At 49.4% G+C, this 24,319-nt stretch carries 18 protein-coding genes and 1 pseudogene; 14 read left to right on the top strand and 5 right to left on the bottom strand.

Annotated elements, in window-relative coordinates; all coding sequences use genetic code 11:
- The first annotated feature begins 161 nt into the window (after positions 1 to 161).
- The 7 genes from GA520_RS22895 (at position 162) to GA520_RS22865 (ending at position 8,656) form a co-directional block, all read left to right on the top strand.
- Positions 162 to 362, top strand: coding sequence for a cold-shock protein (locus GA520_RS22895; protein ID WP_163335745.1), 201 nt, complete (start codon positions 162 to 164; stop codon positions 360 to 362).
- Positions 363 to 447: 85 nt separating this feature from the next.
- Positions 448 to 1,293 (top strand): class I SAM-dependent methyltransferase family protein, encoded by an 846-nt coding sequence (locus tag GA520_RS22890; RefSeq protein ID WP_163335744.1) that lies wholly within the window; start codon positions 448 to 450, stop codon positions 1,291 to 1,293.
- Positions 1,294 to 1,444: 151 nt separating this feature from the next.
- Positions 1,445 to 3,025 carry an MBL fold metallo-hydrolase RNA specificity domain-containing protein gene (locus tag GA520_RS22885; RefSeq protein ID WP_163335743.1) on the top strand — a complete coding sequence of 527 codons (1,581 nt, stop codon included), beginning with the start codon at positions 1,445 to 1,447 and terminating at the stop codon, positions 3,023 to 3,025.
- Between the two features lie 834 nt (positions 3,026 to 3,859).
- Positions 3,860 to 5,011: a TRAP transporter substrate-binding protein gene (locus tag GA520_RS22880; RefSeq protein ID WP_163335742.1), complete on the top strand. Its 1,152-nt coding sequence runs from the start codon at positions 3,860 to 3,862 to the stop codon at positions 5,009 to 5,011.
- Between the two features lie 154 nt (positions 5,012 to 5,165).
- Positions 5,166 to 5,672, top strand: coding sequence for a TRAP transporter small permease subunit (locus tag GA520_RS22875; protein ID WP_163335741.1), 507 nt, complete (start codon positions 5,166 to 5,168; stop codon positions 5,670 to 5,672).
- A 2-nt stretch (positions 5,673 to 5,674) separates the two neighbouring features.
- Positions 5,675 to 7,018, top strand: coding sequence for a TRAP transporter large permease subunit (locus tag GA520_RS22870; RefSeq protein ID WP_163335740.1), 1,344 nt, complete (start codon positions 5,675 to 5,677; stop codon positions 7,016 to 7,018).
- Between the two features lie 246 nt (positions 7,019 to 7,264).
- A complete protein-coding gene (locus tag GA520_RS22865) occupies positions 7,265 to 8,656 on the top strand; it encodes a sigma-54-dependent Fis family transcriptional regulator (protein ID WP_163335739.1) in 1,392 nt (463 codons plus the stop codon).
- Between the two features lie 46 nt (positions 8,657 to 8,702).
- Here GA520_RS22865 and GA520_RS22860 read toward each other — a convergent pair.
- Positions 8,703 to 10,274: pseudogene (locus GA520_RS22860) on the bottom strand (acyl CoA:acetate/3-ketoacid CoA transferase); the annotation flags it as partial.
- A 193-nt stretch (positions 10,275 to 10,467) separates the two neighbouring features.
- Between GA520_RS22860 and GA520_RS22855 the strand changes: the two are divergent.
- From GA520_RS22855 to GA520_RS22835, 5 genes are all read left to right on the top strand, one after another.
- Entirely contained in the window at positions 10,468 to 11,262 is a 795-nt protein-coding gene (locus tag GA520_RS22855; RefSeq protein WP_163335737.1) for an SDR family NAD(P)-dependent oxidoreductase, read from the top strand.
- Positions 11,263 to 11,341: 79 nt separating this feature from the next.
- Positions 11,342 to 12,631 (top strand): acetyl-CoA C-acetyltransferase, encoded by a 1,290-nt coding sequence (locus tag GA520_RS22850; protein WP_163335736.1) that lies wholly within the window; start codon positions 11,342 to 11,344, stop codon positions 12,629 to 12,631.
- A 236-nt stretch (positions 12,632 to 12,867) separates the two neighbouring features.
- On the top strand, positions 12,868 to 13,218 hold the full coding sequence (locus GA520_RS22845) for a DsrE family protein (protein WP_163335735.1): 351 nt from the start codon (positions 12,868 to 12,870) through the stop codon (positions 13,216 to 13,218).
- 42 nt (positions 13,219 to 13,260) lie between these two features.
- Positions 13,261 to 13,914: a lactate utilization protein gene (locus GA520_RS22840; protein WP_205749176.1), complete on the top strand. Its 654-nt coding sequence runs from the start codon at positions 13,261 to 13,263 to the stop codon at positions 13,912 to 13,914.
- Between the two features lie 108 nt (positions 13,915 to 14,022).
- Positions 14,023 to 15,798 (top strand): U32 family peptidase, encoded by a 1,776-nt coding sequence (locus GA520_RS22835; protein ID WP_370362815.1) that lies wholly within the window; start codon positions 14,023 to 14,025, stop codon positions 15,796 to 15,798.
- A gap of 15 nt (positions 15,799 to 15,813) precedes the next feature.
- Here GA520_RS22835 and GA520_RS22830 read toward each other — a convergent pair whose 3' ends face one another.
- Together GA520_RS22830 and GA520_RS22825 are read right to left on the bottom strand one after the other, a co-directional pair.
- On the bottom strand, positions 15,814 to 17,205 hold the full coding sequence (locus GA520_RS22830; protein WP_163335733.1) for an HD-GYP domain-containing protein: 1,392 nt from the start codon (positions 17,203 to 17,205) through the stop codon (positions 15,814 to 15,816).
- 2 nt (positions 17,206 to 17,207) lie between these two features.
- On the bottom strand, positions 17,208 to 19,124 hold the full coding sequence (locus GA520_RS22825; protein ID WP_163335732.1) for a hypothetical protein: 1,917 nt from the start codon (positions 19,122 to 19,124) through the stop codon (positions 17,208 to 17,210).
- Positions 19,125 to 19,490: 366 nt separating this feature from the next.
- Between GA520_RS22825 and GA520_RS22820 the strand changes: the two genes are divergently transcribed.
- Together GA520_RS22820 and GA520_RS22815 are read left to right on the top strand one after the other, a co-directional pair.
- Positions 19,491 to 21,518 carry a response regulator gene (locus GA520_RS22820; RefSeq protein ID WP_163335731.1) on the top strand — a complete coding sequence of 676 codons (2,028 nt, stop codon included), beginning with the start codon at positions 19,491 to 19,493 and terminating at the stop codon, positions 21,516 to 21,518.
- Positions 21,519 to 21,561: 43 nt separating this feature from the next.
- Positions 21,562 to 22,434 (top strand): TIGR02285 family protein, encoded by an 873-nt coding sequence (locus GA520_RS22815; RefSeq protein ID WP_163335730.1) that lies wholly within the window; start codon positions 21,562 to 21,564, stop codon positions 22,432 to 22,434.
- Here GA520_RS22815 and GA520_RS22810 read toward each other — a convergent pair.
- A complete protein-coding gene (locus GA520_RS22810) occupies positions 22,424 to 22,633 on the bottom strand; it encodes a hypothetical protein (protein ID WP_163335729.1) in 210 nt (69 codons plus the stop codon). The genes GA520_RS22815 and GA520_RS22810 overlap by 11 nt on opposite strands.
- 34 nt (positions 22,634 to 22,667) lie before the next feature.
- Positions 22,668 to 24,164, bottom strand: coding sequence for a reprolysin-like metallopeptidase (locus tag GA520_RS22805; protein WP_163335728.1), 1,497 nt, complete (start codon positions 24,162 to 24,164; stop codon positions 22,668 to 22,670).
- Positions 24,165 to 24,319: the final 155 nt, after the last annotated feature.

Here is a 24,319-nt window from a genome sequence, read left to right as displayed (position 1 = left end):
GTCCGGTCCTCCCTGTGGGAGGGTCCGGACTCGACCAGGCTGCGTTATCGGTATGCCAGGTTTTTTTAAGGATTTCTGTTGGGTTTTTGTCAGACTCCTTGTATATAATTAGGTTACGGTGCCTTTTCTGATCTGTGTGTTTAGAAAGAGGAGTATACGTTATGGCTGAAGGAACAGTGAAGTGGTTTAATGATTCTAAAGGTTTTGGTTTTATTGAGCGAGAGGGGGAACAGGATATCTTTGTCCACTATTCTGCAATAGTGGAAGAAGGGTTTAAATCTCTCAAGGAAGGCCAAAAGGTCAGCTTTGATGTCGTTCAGGGCCCGAAGGGACTTGCGGCTGATAAGGTGATGAAAGCATAGCCGGTACCAATATCCAACCTGGATCAGAAGAGGAAGCGCCCGGGGAATTGAAATTATTCTCCGGGCGCTTTTTTATGGCGACCCCATGAGTCTCGACCTGAAATCATATCTGCAAAATATCCTGACCGAGGAGGAGCTGCATCAACTTGTACGCTCCTATGATGTGGTGGGTGATATCGCGATTATCATAATTCCCGAGCCCCTTTTACCTAGAGAGGGGTTGATTGGTCAGGCGATTCTTGACAACAATAAACGGATAAAGGTTGTGGCCCGGCGGGATGGCAACTATTCCGGAGAGTTTCGAACTATACCACTCAAAATTATCGCCGGGGAAAACCGCAGGGAGACGGTTCATCGGGAGTACGGGGTGCAACTGCTGCTCAATCCGGAAGAAGTTTATTATTCGGTGCGCAGCGGGGCTGAACGGTATCGTATCGCCCGACTTGTGTGCCCTGGTGAAAATGTGCTGGTCTTGTTTGCCGGTGTGGGCCCCTATCCGCTGGTGATATCAAAGAACAGTCAGGCCGCAACGGTTACAGGAGTAGAAAAGAATCCACGGGCTGTTCATTATGGTAGGAAAAGCCTCCGTCTGAACAGGTCGATTAACAACGTGACATTTCTTGAAGGGGATGTGCTCGAGATATTGCCGACAATAACACAAAAGTTTGACCGGTTGTTGATGGTGCTGCCGCATGGTGGTGATGCTTATCTTGATGCAGCCCTGCAGGTTTTAAAAACCGATGGCTGGCTCCATTTTTACTCCATGCGGGAACGGGGCGACTTTCATGGGGCCACCGAAACGGTTCAGGCGTGCTGCAGGAGGTTGGGGCTTGTATTCTCTTACTCACAGACGGTGAAATGCGGCCACTGCGGTCCCCGTCAGTACCGGATATGCACAGAAGGGCGTGTTGCTCTCGGGGAATCTCGTTGAGTTTTAATTAGGTGTCTGTTATGAGTGAGGAAATTTATTCCACTTCCATTCCGTCCGGTGATCGGACGTGAGTTTTCCGGGAGTGATAAGGGTGCCTTGGAAAATGCGCAATTTTGCAAGGTGGCCATAATACGTACCGGGAGTTGAAACTATGCATCTGACTTTTCATGGGGCGACGAGGGAAGTAACAGGCTCTTTTCATACGATTACCACCGATCATGACAGAATCGTACTCGATTGCGGTCTGTTCCAGGGGCGGCGTAAAGAGGCGGAGACCAAAAACCGGGTTTTACCGATTGATCCGCAAGTTATAACGAATATTATACTTTCTCACGCACATCTGGACCATTCGGGCCGTATCCCTATGGTGACAAAGGAAGGTTTCAACGGCCGCATATTTTGTACCCGGGCGACGGCTCAGGCATGTGAGTATTTGTTGCGCGACTCAGCCAAGATCCAGGAAGGTGATGCCTCGTACCTTAATTACAAAACGGCACGGAATTTCCTGGCCAAACTAAAGAGCGGAGGCAGCCAGAAGAAGCTGTCAAACGGCGACATGGCTGATATCAAGAGGCTGCTGAAAGCCGGCAACCATCGTCTGAATAGCGAGAAAATTACCGAATTGCTCGAAGAACATCAGCTGCAAACCATTGATCCCCTCTATTCCATGCTTGAAGCCGAGGAGTCCCTCTCCTACTTCAATGGGGTTCCGTATAATCACACGGCTACTATCGGTCGGGACCTGACCTGTACCTTTTATGATGCGGGTCATATACTGGGTTCTGCCATGGCTGTTGTTCGGAAAGAAGTTAACGGGCAATCAAAAAATGTCATGTTTACCGGTGATATCGGGAGGTTTGATAAGCCGATCATCCAGGACCCGACCTTGGAGTTCGCAGATGAGCATCGCGAGATCGACCTGTTAATCATGGAGTCGACCTATGGCGACAGGTTGCATGACCCTGTCAAGGATATGAAGCCGATGTTGCAGAAAGTGCTGACTGAGACTTTTGATCGTGGTGGTTCTGTTATGATTCCCGCCTTTGCCTATGGCAGGACCCAGGAGATCATCTACTATTTGCATGAATTGTATCTCGCAGGCGATGTACCACGGGTTCCAGTATATGTGGATAGCCCACTGGCAACCAATATTACCCATGTATTCGGTGAGCATCCGGAAACTTACGATGAGGATACCCACCAGACATTTCTGGAAAACGGCCTCAATCCGTTCCACTTCGAACATCTGAAATTTGTGCAGACCGTGGAAGAGTCGATGGCTCTTAACCGCGATACCAGAAGTCATATTGTCCTGGCGGGGTCCGGAATGTGTGAGGGGGGACGTATCCTTCACCATCTCCGTCACAAGATCCATGACGAACGGAATACTCTTCTTATCGTCGGATATATGGGCAGGAACACCTTTGGTCGACTTATCCAGGACAAGGCTGCTGCCTATGAAGAGGCGGGTCGTCAGGGGCAGGCCCCTGCCGTACGGTTCTATAATAAGGAATATCCGCTCAAGGCGAAGGTTGTCACGCTTGGTGGATTCAGTGCCCATGGTGATAAGAATGAACTGACCAGGGTTCTGAAAGAATCCAATCTCGACGTGAAAAGGATTGCCCTGGTGCATGGTGAAGAAGATCAGTCAATAGCTTTCAAGTCTCATCTTGAGCAGCAGGGATTTGAGGTGACCGTTCCTTATCAAGGGCAGACTATTTATGTACCGTAATAATATCTCATGGTTTTTTTGTAAGTCCAGGTCATAGTTTCATCTTTGCGGGATCCGGGGTCAGGCCTCAGGTCTGACCCCGGATCCTGATTCTCTGGCTTATAGAGGCCGGTGAGGCTTGTCTCAGGTCTGTTTTTGGGTACCATAAGCCCGATAAGTCTGAAAAAAAAGACAGATGAGGCAGTTGGTCGCTGCCGTGCATCCATTTTTTCCTTCATATTGTTGTTGCATTCCCTGGATCCTGACTTAATTTATTTTATGGATTTTGCTGGAAACTACGGTTTCACTATAGAAATCTCCCGTGCTGCCCTGTGGTGGTAGCTTAACAGCAGGTTCCGTTGTTTTGGTCTCTTTATTTTTTGTGAAATCTGGGGAGAAATTTGTTGCCAAGTGGTAATCAGATCCCTGTTTTTGTAGTCTGGTTTTTAAGACAATGGCTATTCTTCAAGCGCGGATACGTTTTTGCGGTAACACGCAAAAAAGGTAAAATAATAAGAAATAAAAGGTCTTTACGTCATACGTAAATAGTAGCAAGGGTATTCTCAACAGGGCAATGGTCTGCTGAGTAATCCGGTATTCAGGACAGACCTCCCGCTTTTTAGAAACCTGGTTTTTTCTATTTTCATATATATCATCGATTTCACGATGATATCATTTTTTTTGAATAGTGGCACGAATAGTGTAACAGTATTTGATGTTGGTGAGTGGCAGCGGTCACTGCTACTTCACCTTCTTCACAAGAACAGTTCAAGTGGATGTGACTGTTCATATGAATGGTGTATCCGGGGTAGACCGGATATGCATTTTATTCAAATTGTCAGGAGGAGTTTCTTCATGAAAAAGCTTTTTGCAAGTGCACTTACAGCGTGCTTGGCAGTTGGTCTCACCGTAGGTAATGCAGACGCAGCAAAACGTGAGAAGTTCGGTGTTGACCCACGTCACAAGGAAGCCAAGCGGGTAAAATTCAAGCCTTCCACCGATACAATCAAATGGAAGATGGTTATGCCTTGGTCCAAAGGTCTTCTGTTCTACGATGTCGCGGTTCACTTTGCTGACAGCGTACGTCTTGCTTCCGCCGGACGTCTGGACATTAAGCCGTTCTCCGCTGGCGAGCTGGTACCGGCAATGCAGTCTTTCGACGCTGTGTCCAAGGGTTCTGCCCAGGTAGGTCATGACTGGCCGGGATACTGGAAAGGTAAGAACGAGGCGTTCGTAGCATTTGCTTCTGTTCCTTTTGGACTTGACGGTGAGGGGTACAACATCTGGTTGCAGGAAAAAGGCGGTACCGAGTTGATGCAGAAGATATACGGTCAATTTGGTCTGTTCGCACTGCCCGGTGGCCAGCTTGGTCAGGAGATGGGTCTGTTCTCCAACAAGCGTGCGACCAAGATGGAAGACTTCAAAGGTATGCGTCTGCGTACTCCGGGTTGGTATATGGATATCATGAATAACCTGGGCGCTTCCGTTTCTCCTCTGCCTGGTGGCGAAGTATACCTGGCACTCGAGCGTGGTGTTATTGATGCAGCTGAGTTCTCTTCACCGGCAATCAACTACCCGATGGGTTTTGACGAGATCACCAAATACGCAATCCAGCCAGGTGTTCATCAGCCCGGTATCCAGTGCGCCCTGTTCTTCAATCAGGAAGCATATGATGCACTGCCGGATGACCTGAAGTGGATCATTAAGATCGCCGCTGCTGAGACCCAGGCTTGGTCCTACAACTGGATTAACTCCCTGAACGCCCAAGCAATTAATAAGTTTGCTGAGAAAATCGAGATCGTTCAGATGGACAAAGAGACCCTCATCGGATTCCGTAAAGTTGCCAAAGAATACATTGACTCTGTTAAGGCCAAGTATCCGGATGTCAAAGAAGTCATGGATAGCCAGGAAGCCTTCATCGAGGAGTTTTCTGTATGGCGTAAAGCACGCAGTGGTGCTACCCCGTGGCCGTATGAGACCTACATCTCAGGACAGATTACTGAGTAAGGCTCATATTAGTCCTGGCGTAGTAGGGTGATTTACCGTCTGCTTGGAGTCAGGGACATGACCCTCTTCGAATCGGAGAGGGTCATCTGATTTGGGGTTAATCCGGATAACCCGGATACAATCGGTTAACCGATAAAACGAAAGGAATTGAGTGATGCTCTCAAAAATATCCAGAGGCATTGATACGTTTACCACCAAACAGGGTGATTTCACTTCAATGCTCATTATACCTCTCTTGCTCGTTGTTTTGTGGGAGGTGCTCATGCGGTACGGATTCAATACACCGACAAGTTGGGGTTTTGAAATGACGGCGTTTCTGTACGGTATGCACTATATGTTCGGTATCTCCTATACTGATGTTAAAAACGCCCATGTGAGGGTCGATATCTTTACCTCGCTGGCATCAAAGAAAGTACAGGCTGTTATCAGTGCCCTGACGACGCTTATCATGTTTCTGCCGGTGATGATCTTTATGACTATCTGGTCTTCCAAGTTTGCCATGTACTCTATACAGGGGCTGGAGAGGAACTCCACCAGCTGGGCTCCTTCGATCTGGCCATACAAGATCATTATGGCGGTCTGTTTTGGCTTCTTGTTGCTGCAGGGTATTTCCAATCTTCTTAAGGACCTGCAGATAATATTTTCTAAAGAGGAACAGTAATCATGAGCCCTGAAATACTCACAGTGGCCATGTTTGCCACTCTTATACTTGCGATTACCCTGGGTCACCCGCTGGCATATACCCTGGCGGCGGTTGCGACTCTCTTCGGCCTGATAGATAATGGCTGGGACGTTGCCGGGCTGTTTGACATGTTCGCCAACAACACCTGGGGTTTGATGAACAATTATGTTCTCGTTGCAATTCCGCTGTTTATTCTGATGGCCCAGCTATTGGATCGATCGAAGGTGGCGGATGAACTATTTGAAACACTGTACGTGGTCCTTGGCGGGCTGAAAGGTGGTCTTGGTCTCGCTGTTGTTGTTGTCTGTACCGTATTTGCCGCTACCACCGGTATCATCGGTGCCTCCGTTGTTGCCATGGGTCTTCTGGCCACACCGGCCCTGATGAAGAAGGGATACCAGAAAGAGATGTCCGCCGGTATTATCTGTGCGGCAGGAACGCTGGGTATCCTCATTCCGCCAAGTATTATGATGGTCGTATACGGTGGTCTGACCGGCCTGAAAGAGACCTCGGTTGGTAACCTTTTTGCCGGTGCCATTTTCCCGGGACTGCTGCTTGCCGGTCTCTACTTCGCCTACATCCTGGTCCGTTGTACTATTAACCCGCAGCTTGGTCCGCCAATCTCGAAAGAAGAGGCCTCCAAGTGGAATGCGATGCAGAAGATGGTGCTGACGCTGAAGTCACTGATTCCGCCGATGGCCCTGATCCTGGCCGTTATGGGAACCATTCTGGCCGGTGTTGCGACCCCGACAGAGGCTGCTGCCCTTGGTGCTTTCGGTGCCCTGATTCTGGCAATTTTCAACCGGAAGTTCAACTGGGAGGTAATGAGGGACTCTGCTCGTGCAACCTTGAGCACCACTGCCATGGTTATGATGTTATTTATTGGTGGTAAGTTCTTTAGTACCGTCTTCCTGTCCATGGGTGGTGGTGACGTTGTTGCCGATGTGCTGGTTGGTTCCGGTATGAACAGGTGGGCCGTTCTTATTATTATGATGGCAATCGTCTTCCTGATGGGTATGTTTATTGACTGGGCCGCGATCCTGCTGGTAACCGTACCTATCTTTATGCCAATCGCCATGGAGCTGGAGTTTGATCCGCTGTGGTTCTCGATTCTTCTTTGTGTGAACCTGCAGACCTCATTTCTTACGCCACCTTTTGGCTATGCACTCTTCTATTTCAAGGGTGTTGCGCCGGAGGGGTATACCATGGGGCATATTTACAAGGGTATCATGCCTTTCGTCCTGCTGCAGATTGCAGGCCTTGCCATTCTTGCGTTCTTCCCGGGCCTGATTACCTGGCTGCCTTCTGTTTTCTTCGGAGGATAGTCGTTTACCGACCAGGTAGGTAACCTCGATTGATAAAAGGCCGTTAGCGCTTCCTGCGCTAACGGCCTTTTTGTTTTCTAAATAGGGGTCAGACTTACGTCTGACCCCGGCGGGTGAAGTCTGACCACGGATTCGGTGTCCACCTTGTTAAAAACGAGTAATGATTGTGGTTAAAAGGAAATAGAATGTGTATCATTGAAGAGACATGTAGAAAAAATGATACACTATTGAGCGAGGTTGGAACGAATGGTTCAAGAGCACAACAAATCCGAGCTGCAGACTTTACAGCTCATATTCGAGAATATTCACGATGGTGTCTGTGTTACCGACAACAAAGGGTTTATAACGCACTTTAACCGGCCATATGGACGGTTCCTCGGCGTCGATCCGGATGAGCAGATAGGCAGGCATGTAACCGATGTCGTTGAAAACACCAGGATGCATATTGTGGCTGAGACCGGCGTGGCAGAAATAAATGACAGCCAGTCAATCAAGGGACAGAATATGCTTGTCCAAAGGATTCCTATTAAGGAAAATGGCCAGGTAATTGCTGTTTTTGGACAAGTAATATTTAAAAATATTAAGGACATGGCCTCTCTTGTCAAAAAGCTCTCACAGCTTGAGTCCCAGGTGAAATTGTACCAGAAGGAACTCGATACCTTGCGTTCTGCCAAGTACTCCTTTGAGTCGATAATCGGCAACAGTGAGGTTATGGAGAACCTGAAAAAGGAGGCATTCAAGGCGGCAGCTACGAACCTTTCCGTTCTTATTTCAGGAGAGTCCGGGACAGGCAAGGAGCTCTTTGCCCAGTCGATTCATAATGGAAGTTATCGCAAGTGCCGACCATTCATTCGACTCAACTGCGCAGCGATTCCGAAAGATTTGTTGGAATCGGAACTGTTCGGATATGAGAAAGGTGCTTTCACCGGGGCAAAGACGACAGGAAAGCCGGGTAAGTTTGAACTGGCCCATACAGGTTCTTTGTTTCTTGACGAAATAGGAGATCTTCCCCTTGAAATGCAACCGAAACTCCTTCGGGCACTGGAGGAAAAGGAGTTTGAGCGGGTTGGTGGCAACAAGATGATTCATTCAGATTTCAGGTTGATAGCCGCCTCTAACCTGAACCTGGAAGGAATGGTTGAGCGTGGAGAGTTTCGTGCTGATCTTTACTATCGCTTAAATGTCGTTCCTCTGCATATTCCACCTCTCAGGGAGCGGGGCGATGATGTGGTGCTTCTTGCCGAGCATCTTCTGGCGGGAGCCGCAGAAGGGGTTCAGTTTGGTGTGCCGACTATTTCTGAGTCTGCAAAAATTCTGTTGAAGAGTCATAACTGGCCTGGCAATGTGCGTGAACTGGATAATGTAATTGAGAGAACAAGCGCTACCTTCAGTGGGGATGAGATTACCGTTTCCGACCTCCCGCTATATCTGCATAAATACCAGGCAGAGACCAGCAGGGTCAGGGAGCAGTCATTGCTCAAGGAGGTGGTGGCGAAGGCAGAGAAGAGTGCGATCAGGGATGCCCTGCAGGTCACCGAGTATAACAAGGCGAAGGCTGCCGAAATGCTTGGCATCCACCGAACGCTTCTCTATAAAAAAATAAGGAAATACAACATCTCCCTCATGCCGGAAGTATGATGGGGTCAGGCTTAAGCCTGACCCCGGCAACCTATTAGTTCGGGAGGTTTTGCAGACCCATGGCGTAGTTTTTAAAAATCCGGCTATCCATCGATTTGAGATTGTCGCTGATGATGGGGGTGAAATCCATGTGCGCCAGGATGTCACGCTCAAGGTCAATGCCCGGTGCTATCTCAATCAGTTCAAGTCCTCCAGGAGTGAGGGTAAAAACACATCGTTCGGTTATGTAAAGGACGACTTTCTCTCTTTTTGCCGCATATTCACCGCTGAAGGTGACGTGTTCCACCGTGCCCTCGACAAACTTTTTGGCCTTTCCTTCCTGGAGGATAGCGATCCCTTTTTCTGCGATATCTACTTTCAGGCCACCGGCGGTAAAGGTGCCGGTGAATACAACCTTTCGTGCGTTCTGGCTGATATTGATAAAACCACCTGCACCGGCCAGCCTGGGACCGAACTTTGAGACGTTTACATTACCGGTCATGTCGGCCTGGGCCATGCCGAGAAAGGCTAAATCGAGGCCGCCGCCATCGTAGAAATCAAACTGGTATGGTTGGTCGATGAGCGCTTCGGTGTTAACGGCAGCACCAAAACTGAGGCCTCCGACTGGGATGCCGCCTATGACACCCGGCTCGGCGGTCAGGACAATCTGGTCCAGCATGCCCTCTTCGGCAACGACCTGTGCAACCCCTTCGGGCATACCGATACCGAGGTTGACGATATGGCCTTCCTCCAGCTCGAAAGCGGCCCTTCTGGCAATGATCTTTCGCGGGCTCATTTCCATGGGCGGCAGGGACTGCAGAGGAACCTTGATCTCGCTGCTGTAGGCCGGGTTATACTGCTCTGCAAAGGTTTGCCAATGGTTTTCAGGTTCTGAGACAACGACATAATCGACAAATATACCTGGGATCTGAACCTGGCGGGGATCGAGCGAACCTCTTTCTGCAATACGCTCGACCTGGACTATTATCTTGCCTCCTGAGTTTCTGGCGGCCATGGCGATGGCAAGTACCTCCTGGGTAAGCGCCTCTTTTTCCATGGTTACATTGCCGAAGGTGTCCGCGGTGGTGCCACGCAGGAGGGCAATATTGACAGGGTGGGTTTTATAGGCGAGATACTCCTCACCGTCAAAGGAGATCAGTTCTACAATGTCTTCTGTGGTCTTGGCGTTGATTTTGCCGCCACCGTTACGTGGATCGACAAAGGTGCCAAGGCCAACCGCACTGATAGTTCTCGGTTTACCGGCAGCTGTATCCCGGAACATGGTAGAGATAATACCCTGGGGCAGGTTGTAGGCGATGATCTTATTATTAACCGCCATCTGTTGCAGGGTGGGCACTAATCCCCAGTGACCGCCGATAACCCTGGTTACCATGCCATCGTGGCCAAGATAATTCAGGCCGCGGCCCTTCCCATCCCCCTGGCCTGCGGCGTAGATGAGCGTCAGATCACAGGGATTCCTGGTTTCCAGGAATCGTTGCTCGAGGGCAATGGTGAGGTGTTCGGCAAAGCCGATACCGACAAAGCCGCTGGTGGCGATGGTGTCACCGTTTTTGATAACGGATACCGCCTCGGAGGCAGATACAATTTTATTTTTTTTGTTTTTTTGTGCTGTTGTCATTGTTTGGCCTGGGTATAGTGAAAAAAAATTACTCCTGCATGTGTTTTAGCAAGAAATGTGCCGTACTCTATGAGGGAGGGGTCAGGCTTAAGCCTGACCCCGGCTATTGTATGGCATGGGGCTTGCTTAGGAAGTAGTTCGGTATCAAGGAATCTACTTTCAAGTAAGAAGATTATCATACACGGAGGAATCTATGTTAACTGTAAAAGACTCTGTTGCCGTAATTACAGGCGGGAGTGGTGGAATCGGGAAAACATTGGCGGAATACTGGCTTGAACAAGGCGGTAAGGTTGTTATTGCCGATGTGCAGGAAGAAGCACTTCAAAAGACCAAGGAGGAGCTGGAGTCGATCAGCCCTGACGTTGCGTTAATGAAATGCGATGTTACAAACGAGCAGGATAATACCCACCTTGCTGAGTTTGCCATAGAGCGGTTCGGTGCTATTAATCTTGTTGCACCTTTTGCCGGCATCACCGGAGATGGGCTTTTTCTGAAAACGGATAAAGAGACGGGGAAGGTGGTCGGCAAGATGTCGCTTGAAAAATTCCAGAAGGTTATAGATATCAACCTGACCGGTGTATTCCTGACGGTTCGTGAGTGCGTAGAGCAGATGATAAATAACGGTGATAAGGGGCTTATCTGTCTTGTCTCTTCTACCGGTTCACTGGGGACTGCGGGACAGATTAACTATTCATCCACCAAGGCCGCCATGTCGGTTATGCCGAAGGTGTTGACCGCAGAGTTTTTCCGGCGCAATATTGCGGATAAAATTCGTTGTATGGCTGTGGCTCCCGGTTATGTGGGCACCGCCATGGTCAAGAACATGGATGAACGTGTTATCGACAAGATAGTTGAGCAGGTGCCCATCGGCAGGCTGGTGGAACCTGAAGAGGTTGTCTCCCTGGTGGCAGAGTTGTATAAAAATGAGGCGATGGCCGGTGAAACTGTTTTTATTCACGGTGGTTTGAGGCTTGGCTCAAAAGGGTAACCCGACAAGAAATCCGGGATAATCGTTAAAATCTTGTAGTTTCACATGAGAGTGTCTTCAACGAATGGAGGAAGCTGATATGCAGGATGTTGTAATAGTCGGTGGTAAACGAACCGCAATAGGCGCCTATGGCGGTACCTTAAAAGATACGCCGGTGGTTGATCTGGGTGCCGTGGTGATGAAACAGACCCTGAAAGATGCAGGGCTTCGCCCGGTGACAAGCAAAGAGTGTATCAATTTTGGTGCAGACCCTATAAAGAATGAGGGAACCACCGAGTTGGAGCTGCAATACGACGATTACGACGGCTCGTTGACGCCCATTGAGATTGACCAGGTCTACATGGGTAATGTTCTGGCTGCCGGTCAGGGCCAGAATGTGGCCCGGCAGGCCATGATCCGGGCAGGAATCCCAAAGGAAACCAGTGCCACGACTATCAACAAACTGTGTGCGTCCGGTATGGAGTCCGTAGTTCACGCGGCTCAGGCTATTCGTTGTGGTGATGCTGAGGTGATCATGGCGGGCGGTATGGAATCGATGAGCCGTGTTCCATATGGGCTGGCAACTTCACGTTGGGGACAGCGGATGGGTGACGGTCAGATGACAGACCTGATGGTGTATGACGGTCTGTTTGAGATTTTTTACGGCTACCATATGGGTATGACCGCCGAAAATATTGCAGAGAAATATGGAATCAGCCGCCAGGAGCAGGATGAGATAGGCGCCCTTAGTCATCAGCGGGCACGGGCAGCAATTGAGGAGGGTTTGTTCACAAACGAGATTGTGCCGGTAACGATCCCCCAGCGTAAAGGTGATCCGCTGGTGTATACGATTGATGAGCGGCCCATGGACACCAGCGCTGAGAAGATGAGTAAGCTGCGACCTGCTTTCAAGAAAGATGGTTCTGTCACCGCCGGAAACGCCTCAGGTCTAAACGATGCAGCAGCTTCGCTGCTCGTAATGTCGGCGGAGAAGGCCGCACAGTTGGGGCTGAAACCGTTGGCAAAAATCAAGGCGTATTCAACCGCCGGTCTTGATCCTGCATATATGGGTCTTGGCCCGATTCCTGCGGTACGTAAGATCCTGGCAAAACACGACATGACTATTTCTGATTTTGGCGCTATCGAATTAAACGAGGCCTTTGCCGTACAGGCCGCAGCGTGTATGCGTGAACTTGGTTGCGATATTGAGAAAACGAATACGCTTGGTAGTGGTATATCTCTCGGTCATCCGATCGGTTGCACCGGAACCAGAATCCTGGTGACCCTTATGCAACGGATGAAACGTGACAATATAGACCTTGGTCTTGCCTCGCTCTGTATTGGCGGCGGCCAGGGTATGGCGATGGTGCTTGAGAATATTCCCTCCTGAAATACAGTTCAATTTGCAGGTGGGTCGGTGGGTGGGGTCAGGCTTAAGCCTGACCCCGTTTTCGAAGCCTGACCCCGTTATTGATCCCGTATAGGGTGCAGGGGAAGAGTGAAAATCTTTTCCCCTTTTTGTTTTTGTAAAATTGGACATCTGTGTCATTGCTTTTCTTCTTTCCATCATGAACAATGCATGTGTATTGTTTACTTCCAGATATTATTTGACCTCATGAGGAGATAATGATGAAGAAAATAGCACTTGTTGCTTATACCGGTGAGTTGATGTGTTTTTCCCATGTGATGCTTTATGCTCAGGATTTTGCGGAAAAGGGATATGAGGTTTCAATTGTCATTGAAGGTGCAGCAACCAAATTGATCGGAGAGCTGGTAAAGTCGGAGACACCCTTTGCCCCGTTATATGCAAAGATCCGGGAAAAGGGGTTGATCGGGTGTATCTGTAAGGCCTGTTCCGTCAAGATGGGGAGTTATGATGAGGCGGTACGACAGGGGTTGAAGATGGGTGATGACATGCAGGGGCACCCCTCCCTTGAAAGTTATGTACAGGACGGGTACCGGATAATGACTTTTTAAGAAGGTCTTTTCAAAGAAGCGACTTCATAAAAGGAGAATAATGTGAAAGAACCGATGGCCTATTTTGGCAAACTGCGTTGTGAAGAAGTGAAAGAGAATCTGGAGAAAAACAATTTTGAGGTTTACTTTGTAGAGGACAGGACAGAGGCGGCGACGCTTGTTCTCGAAAAGTTGATTCCCCAGAGTGGCGCTAAAAGTGTCTCCTACGGTGGTTCAACCACCATGAAGGAGACCGGTTTACTCGAATCCCTGCAACAGGTTGATGGGATTGATCTACTGCGTCCCGATGAGAGGGATATCTCAAACGAGGAAAAGCTTGAGAGACGGCGGCAGGGGCTGCTGGTGGACCTGTATATCACCGGAACCAATGCGGTGACAGAAGACGGCTGGCTGGTGAATCTGGACATGATCGGTAACAGGGTGGGAGCGATCACCTTCGGGCCGAAGCAGGTTATCATTCTGGTTGGTCGCAACAAGATTGTCGAGGATCTTGACGCTGCCATGTTCCGCATTAAAGATTATGCGGCACCTGTTAATGCCATGCGGCTTGACTGCAAGACGCCTTGTGTAAAGACAGGGCACTGTGAGGATTGTAAAAGCCCTGGTCGTATCTGCAATAGCTGGACGATTACGGAAAAATCGTTCCCGAAGGGAAGGATTAAGGTGATTCTTATCAATGAAGATATGGGTTTCTGAGAAATTTTGAAAAGCTCTACTTCTCCCAAGATAGGGTCAGACCTGAGTTCTGACCCTAAAAGCCATCCTCTTGAACTGCTGTCTCCGGCAAAAGACCTCGAATGCGGCATGGCAGCCATCAACCATGGTGCTGATGCCGTTTATATTGGTGCTCCCCGTTTTGGTGCCAGGGCCGCCGCGGGTAACAGTCTGCAGGATATTGAAAAGCTTATCCGCCATGCGCACCTTTTCAGGGCCCGGGTGTATATCGCTCTCAATACGCTGTTTACGGATTCCGAGCTTGAATCTGCTGTCAAGCTCGCCTGGCAGCTTTACGATATCGGTAGTGATGCCCTGATTATCCAGGATATGGGGCTGCTTGAGTGTGACCTGCCGCCGATTCCGCTCCATGCATCCACCCAAACGAATAACCGGACTGCTGAAAAGGTGCGGTTTCTTGAAGATGTCGGGTTTCAGCAAGTGGTCCTGGCACGGGAGCTAAGTCTTACGCAAGTAAGACGGATTCGACAGAAGACGACGTTGCCTCTTGAGTGTTTTGTCCACGGCGCACTTTGTGTCTCGTATAGTGGGCAATGTTATATCAGCGAGCGGGTGAGCGGTCGCAGTGGCAACAGGGGTGAGTGTGCCCAGTTCTGCAGGCACAGGTATACCCTGCGGGACGGGGACGGTGAGGTTATTGTCGCCGATAAATACCTGCTATCGATAAAGGATCTCAACCTGTCGAAACATCTAGGGGATCTTGTTGAGGCTGGTATCAGTTCGTTTAAGATTGAGGGACGGTTGAAGGAGAGCGGGTACGTAAAGAATGTTACGGCTTATTACCGCCAGGCTCTGGACAAGATACTTGACGAGAAGCCTGGTCTTGCACGATCTTCATCCGGCAGGTGTCACTATTCTTTTACCCCGGATCCATCAAGGTCGTTTAACCGGGGAGCATGCAATTATTTCCTGACCGGTAAGAGACCCCGGATTGGTTCTGTTGACAGCCCGAAATCGCTGGGTGAGAAGATAGGGACTGTCGTGAGTCGCTCTGACACGTCTTTTACCCTGAAAACGGATACTGCTCTTCATAATGGGGATGGTCTCTGCTATTTCGATGACCGGGACGAGATGGTCGGTCTGCTGGCAAACAGGGTAGAGCAAAATGTTGTTCATCATCGGGCAAAGCGATCTCCTGCAGTGGGCACAACCATATTCCGGAATCTTGATGTTCTCTTCAGTAAGCTTTTGCAGCAGAGCGACCTCTGCAGGTCTATTTCACTTTCATTACAGATAAGGGATACTGTTAAGGGGTACCAGGTCCGGGTGGTTGATGAAGATGGCTGCATTTCGGAAACTGTGGTCGATATTGAGAAGGCTGTGGCCAAACGACCGGGAGGCCTGGCCACACGTTTTGAAAAACAGTTCAGGAAGAGCGGTGGAACTGTTTACGATATTACAAATGTGGATGTGCAGATTGATGAAACTGTTCATGTCGCGGCAGCGGCAATAAACGGGCTGCGCAGGGAAGCACTTCTTAGTCATACAGAGGTGAGGATGGCGGGTTATTGCCGACAGGAGTCTGCTTTGGTACCAAATGGTGTCAACTGGATTTCTGACCGGGTTACCTTTCTCGATAATATTACCAATGCAAAGGCACAAGCGTTCTATCGTCGACATGGTGTGACAGAGTTTGATCTCTCTGAGGAGAGTTGCCGAGAAGGTAAGGATGGGGCGCTGATGCGAACGAGGTATTGCATCCGGGCACAGCTTGGTAGGTGTAAAAAATCAGGCGAGGCAGAAGGGGAGCTGGCAGAACCTTTCACCCTTACCGATAATACAGGCGTATATATTCTGGACTTCAACTGTGAAGCCTGTGAAATGGTGGTCCGAAAGTCGAAGTAGAGGATGGACTGATTATCAACCAGCCACCAGCCCCTTGTTGGTGTTGAGAAGCAGTTCCTGTACATTCAGGTCCGCCGCATATGGGGCGCTGAGGTCAACCAGGTATTGATCACCTATGGGAATGCTTTCGCCACCTTGGTCTTGGGTGATTTTGATTCGAGGCCTGCCGATTCTATGACCTGTGGCTATGACCACTCCTTTCCTGCCATCTGAGAGCAGTACGTTATTGCCGGGAGGGAAAATCCCGACGGTACTTATAAACGATGCCAGCAGGTTTGGATGGAAACAGTTCTTGTCTTTCAGCATGATGCAAAACGCCAGGTACGGGGTAACCGAAGGTTTATAGGGACGAGCGGCTGTCAGGGCCTCAAAGGTATCGCAGATCTGCAGCAGTGAGGTGAGTGGGTGGCGCGTCGCCCAGGGCGGCTGTTGCGGATAGCCTTTTCCGTCATGACGGATATGGTGACCCCAGGCTGCGGCGATATCGAGCGGGGTGGTGTTTTGGTGACCAAGCAGGATTTCAGCCCCGAGCTGGGCGTGGGCGGTCATTTCTGAAAATTCTTCGACATTTAATTTCCCCGGTTTAAAAAGTATCTCGTCGGGAATCATGCTTTTACCGATATCGTGCAACAGTCCGGCTGTGGCGATGGAGAGCAGGAGTTCCTCGTTCCAGCCGTGGGAGTTGGCAAAAAAGACCGCCAAGGCCGCTACTCGTACAGAGTGGCCGACAGTGTAGCTGTCGTAATCGGGATAATGTACGTGCTGCATGAGGTCGGAAAAATGAGTCCGGGTGAAATGCAGCATGTATTCAGAAACCGAGCGGGTATTGTCGATATCAATGTCGCCCCCTTCGGCGACCTCCCCATGGGCCTGGGCCACGGTATCGAACAACGCCTGATAGATGAGGGTGGGCGACTGGAAGAAGCTGGCAGAATCCTGCCCCTGCCAGACGGCCTGCTCATCTTTTATCATGGGGCCTGAAGGCGCAATATACTGCTGAGCGATTTCGATGGTGGTGATGTTTCGTTCTACCAGCAGCTCACGTGCTTTTAGTATTGATTCCAGCGGCTTTTGCAGCTCAGTGGTGAGGTCGAGGAAAAGACCGAACTCCTGTTCAGTCGTCTCTCTTGAAATGGAAAAACCTCCACAGCGTAGTTTTTCTGTAAAAAGGACAAGCTGTTTTCCGACTATGCTGGGGCCGACAAGATTTTTGCCTTCAAATACAATATTGCCTTCATTTACGCCAATAAACAGTTTATCCATATTGGCTATTTCGCAAAAATCCCGCATCTGGCTCATGAATTCGCTGGCTAGTGACTGGACTTTCGGGTGTCCCTCAAAATAGAGTTTGCGGGTTGAAATGGCTCGGCAGAGATTAATCAGCAGGTCGTTGAGTTTTTCATACATGGTTAGCGCCTCCCGGATCCCTTGAGAGCCTGTTCCGCAGCCTTGCGGCATGGAGTGGGCCACTCGGGTATGAACAGGAGTTTTTTGCCGCTGGAAATTTTTTCGAGCAGTGTCCGGGATTCGGCTGAAATTGCCGTACCAAGCGCCTCTATTGTGGTGGGAATCCAGGCTTCATCTCTTCTTTCCTGGGGGAGAAGTGTGAGAGACGTAGTGATAAGCTGGCTGACAATGGTTCGTATGGTCTGTTCACCGTCTTTTTTCAAGTGCTGATACAGGTAGGCATGAAGAAACAGGACGTGTTCTTCATTCACCATGTCCAGCAGGGGAACCATCGCACGAACTATCTGGTCTTTGGAGTTTTTCTTGATACCGCTTATGACCCTTTCCCCGATGTACAATTTGAGGTCTGTCTTTAAAAGAAAACCAAAAAGCGGGTAACAGGGAGGGGTGACTGCGTAAAATATATCCCCGGCAATATTCCGGTCCTGGAAGGATTCAAGGTTTTGTAGTTGCGGGAGGTATTTCTGCATGGTCTCTAAGGGGAGACTTGCAGCGAACTGGCAGAGTTTGTGATACGTCTGGGTGTTGTCCCTGGAACCTGTCACCAGGAGTTCATTCACCACATAGGGCCAGAGCGTCCTGCGTTCATCCGGATGGCATTGCCTGACAGTCTGGAAGAAGAGATGAAGGGTGCTGCCCCTGGTTTTGCGCAAGGGGTCGAGCAATTGGTTGATGATGGTTTGTATTTTTGGGGTGCTGCCGCCTTCAACGATATTTTTTAAGCCGTTGCTGAGAATCTCCCAGGTCTTATCACCGATGCTGCCACCTGTCAGCAACTCCCTGAACAGCTGCTGCATACGGATCTGGGTCTGCATGGGCTGGTCGTAGGCGGCGAGCTGCATCAGGATAGACAGGGTTTCGTTGGAGCTTGGAGCTTCCGGAATAGTGTTCAGGATGGAGTCGGTATAACCGTGATTATCACTGTATTGCTGGAGTTCTTCAACGGTTAGCTCTGGAGTCTCGGAGAAAACCCGGCTGGGAGCCTGGCTGACGTATTCTGATCTATTTTCTTTTTTCTCCTGGGGATTTTTGATGATAGAGATCAGGAGGTTGATGGTTTGACGGGACTTCTTGTCATTTGTTGAGGACTCCAGCTTTTTGAGAATTGCCGCCAGTGCATTGATATTTGCATGGGTTGAGAGTTTTCGTTTACCCTCGCCTATTACCCCTTCACGATCTTTAACCGAGCGTGCCAGCAACAGGGCAACGTCATCCCAGGATGCGTGGGGCAGGTCGCTGAGCTCGACACTACCGTCTGGGAGTTTTTGCGGCAGTGATTCGAGCAGTGCCCGGCAATTGGCAATCTGTTCTGAATTGAGACCGTATTTGTTAAGTGATTCTATGAAGGTGTTGAGGTTGTCGTTGGGGTCGTCTGAGGTCTTGGCAGAATCGAGGCCGGTATTGCGGACCAAGTATTCCTTCTGTACAACTTTGGTGGAGTGTGGGAGCTCGGAAACTTCTATTTGAACAAACTGTTTGGCACTGGCGGATCGTGCTTTATAGAAAAGGATTTTCCGGACAAAGGCATGAACCTCGGAAACAGATATTTCCCTGTCGATGGTGAGTGAGGCGATATCGAGGGTTGTCAGCATGGTCTTGAATTCATCAACAAACGGGAGGCGTGGGTCAAATTTGATACCTTCCATCACCAGTTCATTGTCGATAATTTCAATAGTGACATTGAGATCGTCACCGGCGATAACGGTCAATAATTCCATGAACCGGCTTGTTGCCTGATCCAGGATAGTATGACCCGCTGGATAGTATATTGCAATCTTGAACAGCCGCTGCAATGATTTCATGAACTCATCGAGCGTTCGGGAATCGGTTGTGACTGAGGTGGGTTTTTCTTTCTCCATGGATATCCGGGGGGCTGTGGTCGAATCAATTGCGAATAATACCGTATCTCAGACTCCTGATGATAATGTATATTATGGAACTCTGTCAATTTTATTACACCTCCAGGATCTGGACCTGGTCCAGACCGGGGTCAGGCTTAAGCCTGACCCCACACCGGCACCCTTCTCCCGAGTAGTCCTGATCAAATGATGAGGGCCCAGTCAATTCAGGGTCATTTTTTTGTCAGAAGTACTACATGGTCGTTGATAATAATTGCCAAAGCTACTATTCTTGAGGGCTGTTACTAAATCGTAATGAAACGGAGCTGTTTCAAGCCAGAACCGTGGAGCGGCTGTTGATTCGTCTTTAATTCATGTAAGGTGAAAATGAGAGTAGTCGTCAGTGTCCTTATCGCCCTTTTGGTTCTGGCCCTCCTACCCGCCTATTTTTTGACCACGAGCAAGGTCAGGGACCGGGAACAGTTCGAAAGTCATGCCGCTATTATTGCCGATGATGTGTGGGCGTTCAATCAGCAGAGTGCCGACACCTACCTTCGCCTTGCCCTGCAAAAAGATTACTATAAATCCCTCAAGGTACTTGAGCCGCAGGGACGAATATTTGCCGACCTTGAGAATGAAAAACTCCAGGGAATTGACAGCTTTTTCCTGACCTTCCGCCTTATCTTTATCCGGCAAATGCAGACCGACATCAAGTATAACGGCAGGGTTATCGGTCAACTCAACGGTGAGCAGTATGTCCGTATTGTTTATCCCCTGATTAATACTGTGGTCGGTTTTCTGTTTGTTCTATTGGCCGGGAATTTTGTTTTTCGCCTCTTCCAGAACAGGCGGCAATTGGAGATCCAGGTCGAGGAGGGTGCAAGGAACCTGCTGGAAAGTGAGCGACGGTTTCAGGATTTGGTGAATCTCCTGCCTGAAATGGTCTGGGAGACGGATCGCCATGGAAACGTGTCGTATGCAAACCAGATGGCGCATATCCGGCTGGGCATGTCTGAGGAGGCCGGTGGGCATGAAAGTTGGCTTGATTTCATAGCTGATAAACAAAAAGCGGCAGCGGCCAGGTATTTTGAGAATATGATCCAGGGGGATTCCCCGGGGCTGAGTGAGTTTAACGCCTGTGGCGCAGATGGCAGGGAGTTTCCGCTTTTGATACGATCGGCTCCCATTATGCAGGATGATGTTGTTAACGGTGCTCGTTGTGTGGGTATAGATATCAGCGAGAGGCATGATCTGGAGGAGCAACTTCGCAGAGCCCAGCGGATGAAAGCTATCGGTCTGATGGCAGGAGGTGTTGCTCACGATTTGAATAATATCCTGTCCGGTATCGTGACCTATCCCGAGCTTATCATGCTGGATCTTGATCAGAACAGCCCGCTTCGGCCGGCGATAGAAACTATCCGCAAATCGGGCCTGGCAGCTGCCGATGTGGTTTCTGACTTGTTGACCGTTGCCCGAGGCGCTGCGGCTGCCCGTGAAACAGAAGATATGAACGAGCTGGTTACGGGATACCTGGAATCCCCTGAATACCGGCAACTGAAGTCATTGCATGGTGGGGTAAAAGTGTCGCTTGACCTGTACAGAACATCGTTGCATTTGTCCTGTTCTTCTATCCATATCAGAAAGTGTTTGATGAATTTGGTGACCAACGGGGTTGAGGCTATCGAAGGTATTGGGGAGGTCGGGATCGAGACAACGATCAGGGAGTTGACTTCGGAGCAGGCCACCATGTACTCCCTGGAGGCGGGTAAATATGTCTGTCTTATTGTCTCTGATACCGGGCCGGGTATTGATCCTGCCGATCTGGATCATATCTTTGAGCCTTTTTATACCAAAAAAGTGATGGGAAGAAGCGGTACCGGGTTGGGTTTGACGGTGGTCTGGAATACGGTCAGCGAACATAAAGGGGTTGTACGGGTGGAGAGCGACAAGCAGGGGACCAGGTTTGAGTTATTGTTTCCTGAAGCCTTGCCGGATACTCAGTCGGTATCTTCTGAAAAGGTTGATTGGCAAGAGTTTAAGGGTAAGGGCGAGCGGATACTTATTGTCGATGATGAGCCGCAGCAACGTGAAATTGCTGCCCGGTTATTGACGTCGCTTGATTATTCTGTGGAGATTGTTCACTCCGGTGAAGAGGCGGTGGAGTTTATGAGTCAGGAGCGGGCCGACCTGATGTTACTGGATATGCTGATGGAACCGGGAATGAGCGGGCGCGAGACATACGAGCAGGTTATTCGGATGCATCCCGGACAGAAAGCGTTGATAGTAAGTGGGTTTTCCGAAAGCGAAGATGTTAAGGAGGTGCTGGCTATGGGCGCGGGCGGATTTGTCCATAAACCGTATACGATTGCTAAATTGGGGCAATCAGTCTACCAGGAATTAAATGGGGTACACTGATTGTTGATGTTGATTTAAGGGGCGGAGTTATTGGGAGAGGAGAATGAAAAAACGTATGATGTTGTTGTGTGTGCTGTCTGTTTGTCTTGCTTTACTTGTTCCTGCCATCTCTTTTGGCAAGGATACTGTCTCCTGGATGGAGGCTGTGGCACCTCCTTTTTTTATCCATGAAGGAGAACTGGCAGGGCAGGGGTATGAAGATGTGGTGACGGATATTATTACCGAACAGCTGCCACAATATGATCACGAGCGGATCATCGCCAATATCACGAGGCATTACCAGGAATTTAAGGACGGCAGGAGGGCCTGTAACGTGGGGCTTTTCAAAACCCCGGAGAGGGAGGAGTTTCTTTATTATTCTATCCCCTCATTTTTTACACTGCCTGCAGTGATCATAATTAACAAGGATAAATACCGGCAGTTTGGGAGCAAAAAGACGGTCAAGCTTGAAGACCTCTTGAAGAAGAACCTGATTATTGGCAGATCATTGAACAGATCGTACGGAAAGCCTGTCGACAATGTCCTTGATACCTATGGAAACAAGAAGAACATCTTCCAATACGAAGGTGCGGAACTTTCCCTGAATTTTTTTGAGATGCTCAAATTCGATCGACTGGACGCTCTGATCGGCCTGCCGGAAGAGGCAATGTATCAGGCGGAACGCCTCGGCATCCGTGATCAGATCATGACGCTCACCATCGAGGAGAACCAGACCAGCTACGATGCCTGGCTCAGCTATGTTGCCTGCTCGAAAAATGACTGGGGGGCGAACGTGATCAAGGAGATCAACTCCATCCTGCTCGAACAACGCCCGACCGAGAGGTACCGAAAATCGTATGAGCGCTGGCTGGATGAAGGGAGCGTAGAGGGGTATAGGGAGTTGTATGATGAGGTTTTTTTGAGAGCTATTGATTGAAACTGCTTCCAGGATTTTGTCTTTTTTCGACTTCAATATAAACTACTGCGGGTTTAGATTTCTCTATGATATCAGAGAAAACAATCGAGGTAGATTGGAGGTAATCACGAGCTCGTTCAAGCTCACTTGCTGTTGCGACCTGGAGCCCAAGAACCAGAAAGAAAGTGATAAATAGTGTGGTGCTACGTGTGACGGCCATTACGTCCTGCTGTTTATATTATAAGAAATGGAGGTTACTGCTGTTGCAGAGCGTGTATAGCTTCTTGTACCCCTATTCTTCCATCCCCGTCAATGTCTTCGTAGATGTTTGTTGATTGCGCGGAAGGCATTCCGGCACTGATTTGCAGGGCCTTTACCGTGTCTTCTAGGTCGATAGTGCCATCATTATCCACATCGGCCGAATGTTGGGTTGCCACAAAACCTGCTACAGCTGGTGCCGAGTAGTTAATAGAAAGAGTATTGTTGGCACTATTGCTGGCGTTTTCGTCAACACCACAGGCTATTTGAGCATCAGTTGGGCCGCAGACGACCTGCTCCGGATTAGAGAAGCGGTTTATTTCGGGGCTGATATAACTCATGATGGTTCCGAAACTCCCACTTATCCCATAACCGTAAGCGTATGGGTAGGCCGGGCTGGCCGATCCGGCGTTGGCACGATCATGTGTTGTACCGAGGTTATGGCCAAGTTCGTGGGTGGCGGTAAGGTCTGTGCAATAATAGTTGCCGTCACTCCCATCGCTCACCGCAGAGTAGCCGTAACCAGCGTAACCTGTAAAGTCACCGTTATTTCCTGTAACCCAGGTGAGGCCACACCCTCCATGGGAATCTTTTTGGTACGATCGTAATATCATTACCAGGTCTGCACCATGATTGGTCCTGAGTGTTGCTGTATCTTCAAACGGGGCAGTACCGTTGGTTATTGCTGTAAGGGCTGCATCATTTGAAAGTGAATCCGCAAAAGCAACCTGCTGGCTATGCACCAATCGTACTGCGGCATTAATATTACTTCTCTGGTAGGCCTCGTTGGTAAGAGTGACCAGGTAGTTGAGCCTGGTCTGGAGGAGATCGCCAGGGTAGTCCTGAACCATACCGGCTGAGTAGAGTATCATCAGGTCAATTGTTGTACTGCTTGTTATTTGTTCACCCAGTCCGACCGCAGGAGGTTCTGGTACGGCGGTGGTGTCTGTTGCGGCCTGACTTTCGGGTCTTTGCTGGGGGCGCGGAGGGATCGCAGTGTCATTGATTTTTGGAACAATAACATTGCCCGGTGCATAGAGGTCTATCAATCTGGCCTGTCCGTTTTCGACTGTGAGTTGATACGTTGTTTCCGGTGTCTGAATTCTGCCGAATGAACCGGATTTGCCAGTAACAAGGGTCATGGAGCAGGTATCGCACCCTTCGATAATAGCCGTCAGGTTGGTATTTCCTTTGCTGCTGGAAGAGTGATTGATAACCTTAAATTCATATGTTTCCCCTGTGGGGGAGTGAAAGGGGATGCGTTCGCCTTGTTGAGTTGATTGGATGTTTTGCAAAAATGGCAATGTTTTTTCTACTTGCTGAGCTATTGACTCCGTACTTGCTACCGACGGAACCGCGGTAGGTGCAGGTTTGCCTGGTGCAGCGGCTTGTGATTGAGCGGGGCTATCTTTCTTACTATCTTGTTCTGGTTGCTCTACACTACAGCCGCTAAATAATGTGAGAAGAATGAGGAGGAAAGCAGTCTGGCGCATGTTTGATATTGGAGAACTGTTTTATGTTTCAACTTGTTAGGGGATAATGTGGTGATTATTAATAAGTCTACCTAAATTTTAAAAATAAAGCATGTGGTAAAATTGGCAACGGCGATTCATTGGGTATTACTCATGGCAGTCATCGTGACAACTCA

Origin of the sequence: Desulfopila sp. IMCC35008 (genome assembly GCF_010646885.2) — a bacterium.
In the GTDB taxonomy this organism is placed as follows: Bacteria; Desulfobacterota; Desulfobulbia; order Desulfobulbales; family Desulfocapsaceae; genus Desulfopila.
This window is presented reverse-complemented; position numbering and strand designations above follow the sequence as displayed.

Bases quoted from the DNA above. Each gene is read 5' to 3' on its own strand.
- GA520_RS22805 (WP_163335728.1), bottom strand. From the start codon at position 24,164: ATGCGCCAGACTGCTTTCCTCCTCATTCTTCTCACATTATTTAGCGGC.
- GA520_RS22865 (WP_163335739.1), top strand. From the start codon at position 7,265: ATGGTTCAAGAGCACAACAAATCCGAGCTGCAGACTTTACAGCTCATA.
- GA520_RS22820 (WP_163335731.1), top strand. From the start codon at position 19,491: ATGAGAGTAGTCGTCAGTGTCCTTATCGCCCTTTTGGTTCTGGCCCTC.
- GA520_RS22895 (WP_163335745.1), top strand. From the start codon at position 162: ATGGCTGAAGGAACAGTGAAGTGGTTTAATGATTCTAAAGGTTTTGGT.
- GA520_RS22870 (WP_163335740.1), top strand. From the start codon at position 5,675: ATGAGCCCTGAAATACTCACAGTGGCCATGTTTGCCACTCTTATACTT.
- GA520_RS22875 (WP_163335741.1), top strand. From the start codon at position 5,166: ATGCTCTCAAAAATATCCAGAGGCATTGATACGTTTACCACCAAACAG.
- GA520_RS22850 (WP_163335736.1), top strand. From the start codon at position 11,342: ATGCAGGATGTTGTAATAGTCGGTGGTAAACGAACCGCAATAGGCGCC.
- GA520_RS22830 (WP_163335733.1), bottom strand. From the start codon at position 17,205: ATGTATGAAAAACTCAACGACCTGCTGATTAATCTCTGCCGAGCCATT.
- GA520_RS22855 (WP_163335737.1), top strand. From the start codon at position 10,468: ATGTTAACTGTAAAAGACTCTGTTGCCGTAATTACAGGCGGGAGTGGT.
- GA520_RS22825 (WP_163335732.1), bottom strand. From the start codon at position 19,124: ATGGAGAAAGAAAAACCCACCTCAGTCACAACCGATTCCCGAACGCTC.
- GA520_RS22885 (WP_163335743.1), top strand. From the start codon at position 1,445: ATGCATCTGACTTTTCATGGGGCGACGAGGGAAGTAACAGGCTCTTTT.
- GA520_RS22845 (WP_163335735.1), top strand. From the start codon at position 12,868: ATGATGAAGAAAATAGCACTTGTTGCTTATACCGGTGAGTTGATGTGT.
- GA520_RS22810 (WP_163335729.1), bottom strand. From the start codon at position 22,633: ATGGCCGTCACACGTAGCACCACACTATTTATCACTTTCTTTCTGGTT.
- GA520_RS22835 (WP_370362815.1), top strand. From the start codon at position 14,023: ATGGCAGCCATCAACCATGGTGCTGATGCCGTTTATATTGGTGCTCCC.
- GA520_RS22890 (WP_163335744.1), top strand. From the start codon at position 448: ATGAGTCTCGACCTGAAATCATATCTGCAAAATATCCTGACCGAGGAG.
- GA520_RS22880 (WP_163335742.1), top strand. From the start codon at position 3,860: ATGAAAAAGCTTTTTGCAAGTGCACTTACAGCGTGCTTGGCAGTTGGT.
- GA520_RS22815 (WP_163335730.1), top strand. From the start codon at position 21,562: ATGAAAAAACGTATGATGTTGTTGTGTGTGCTGTCTGTTTGTCTTGCT.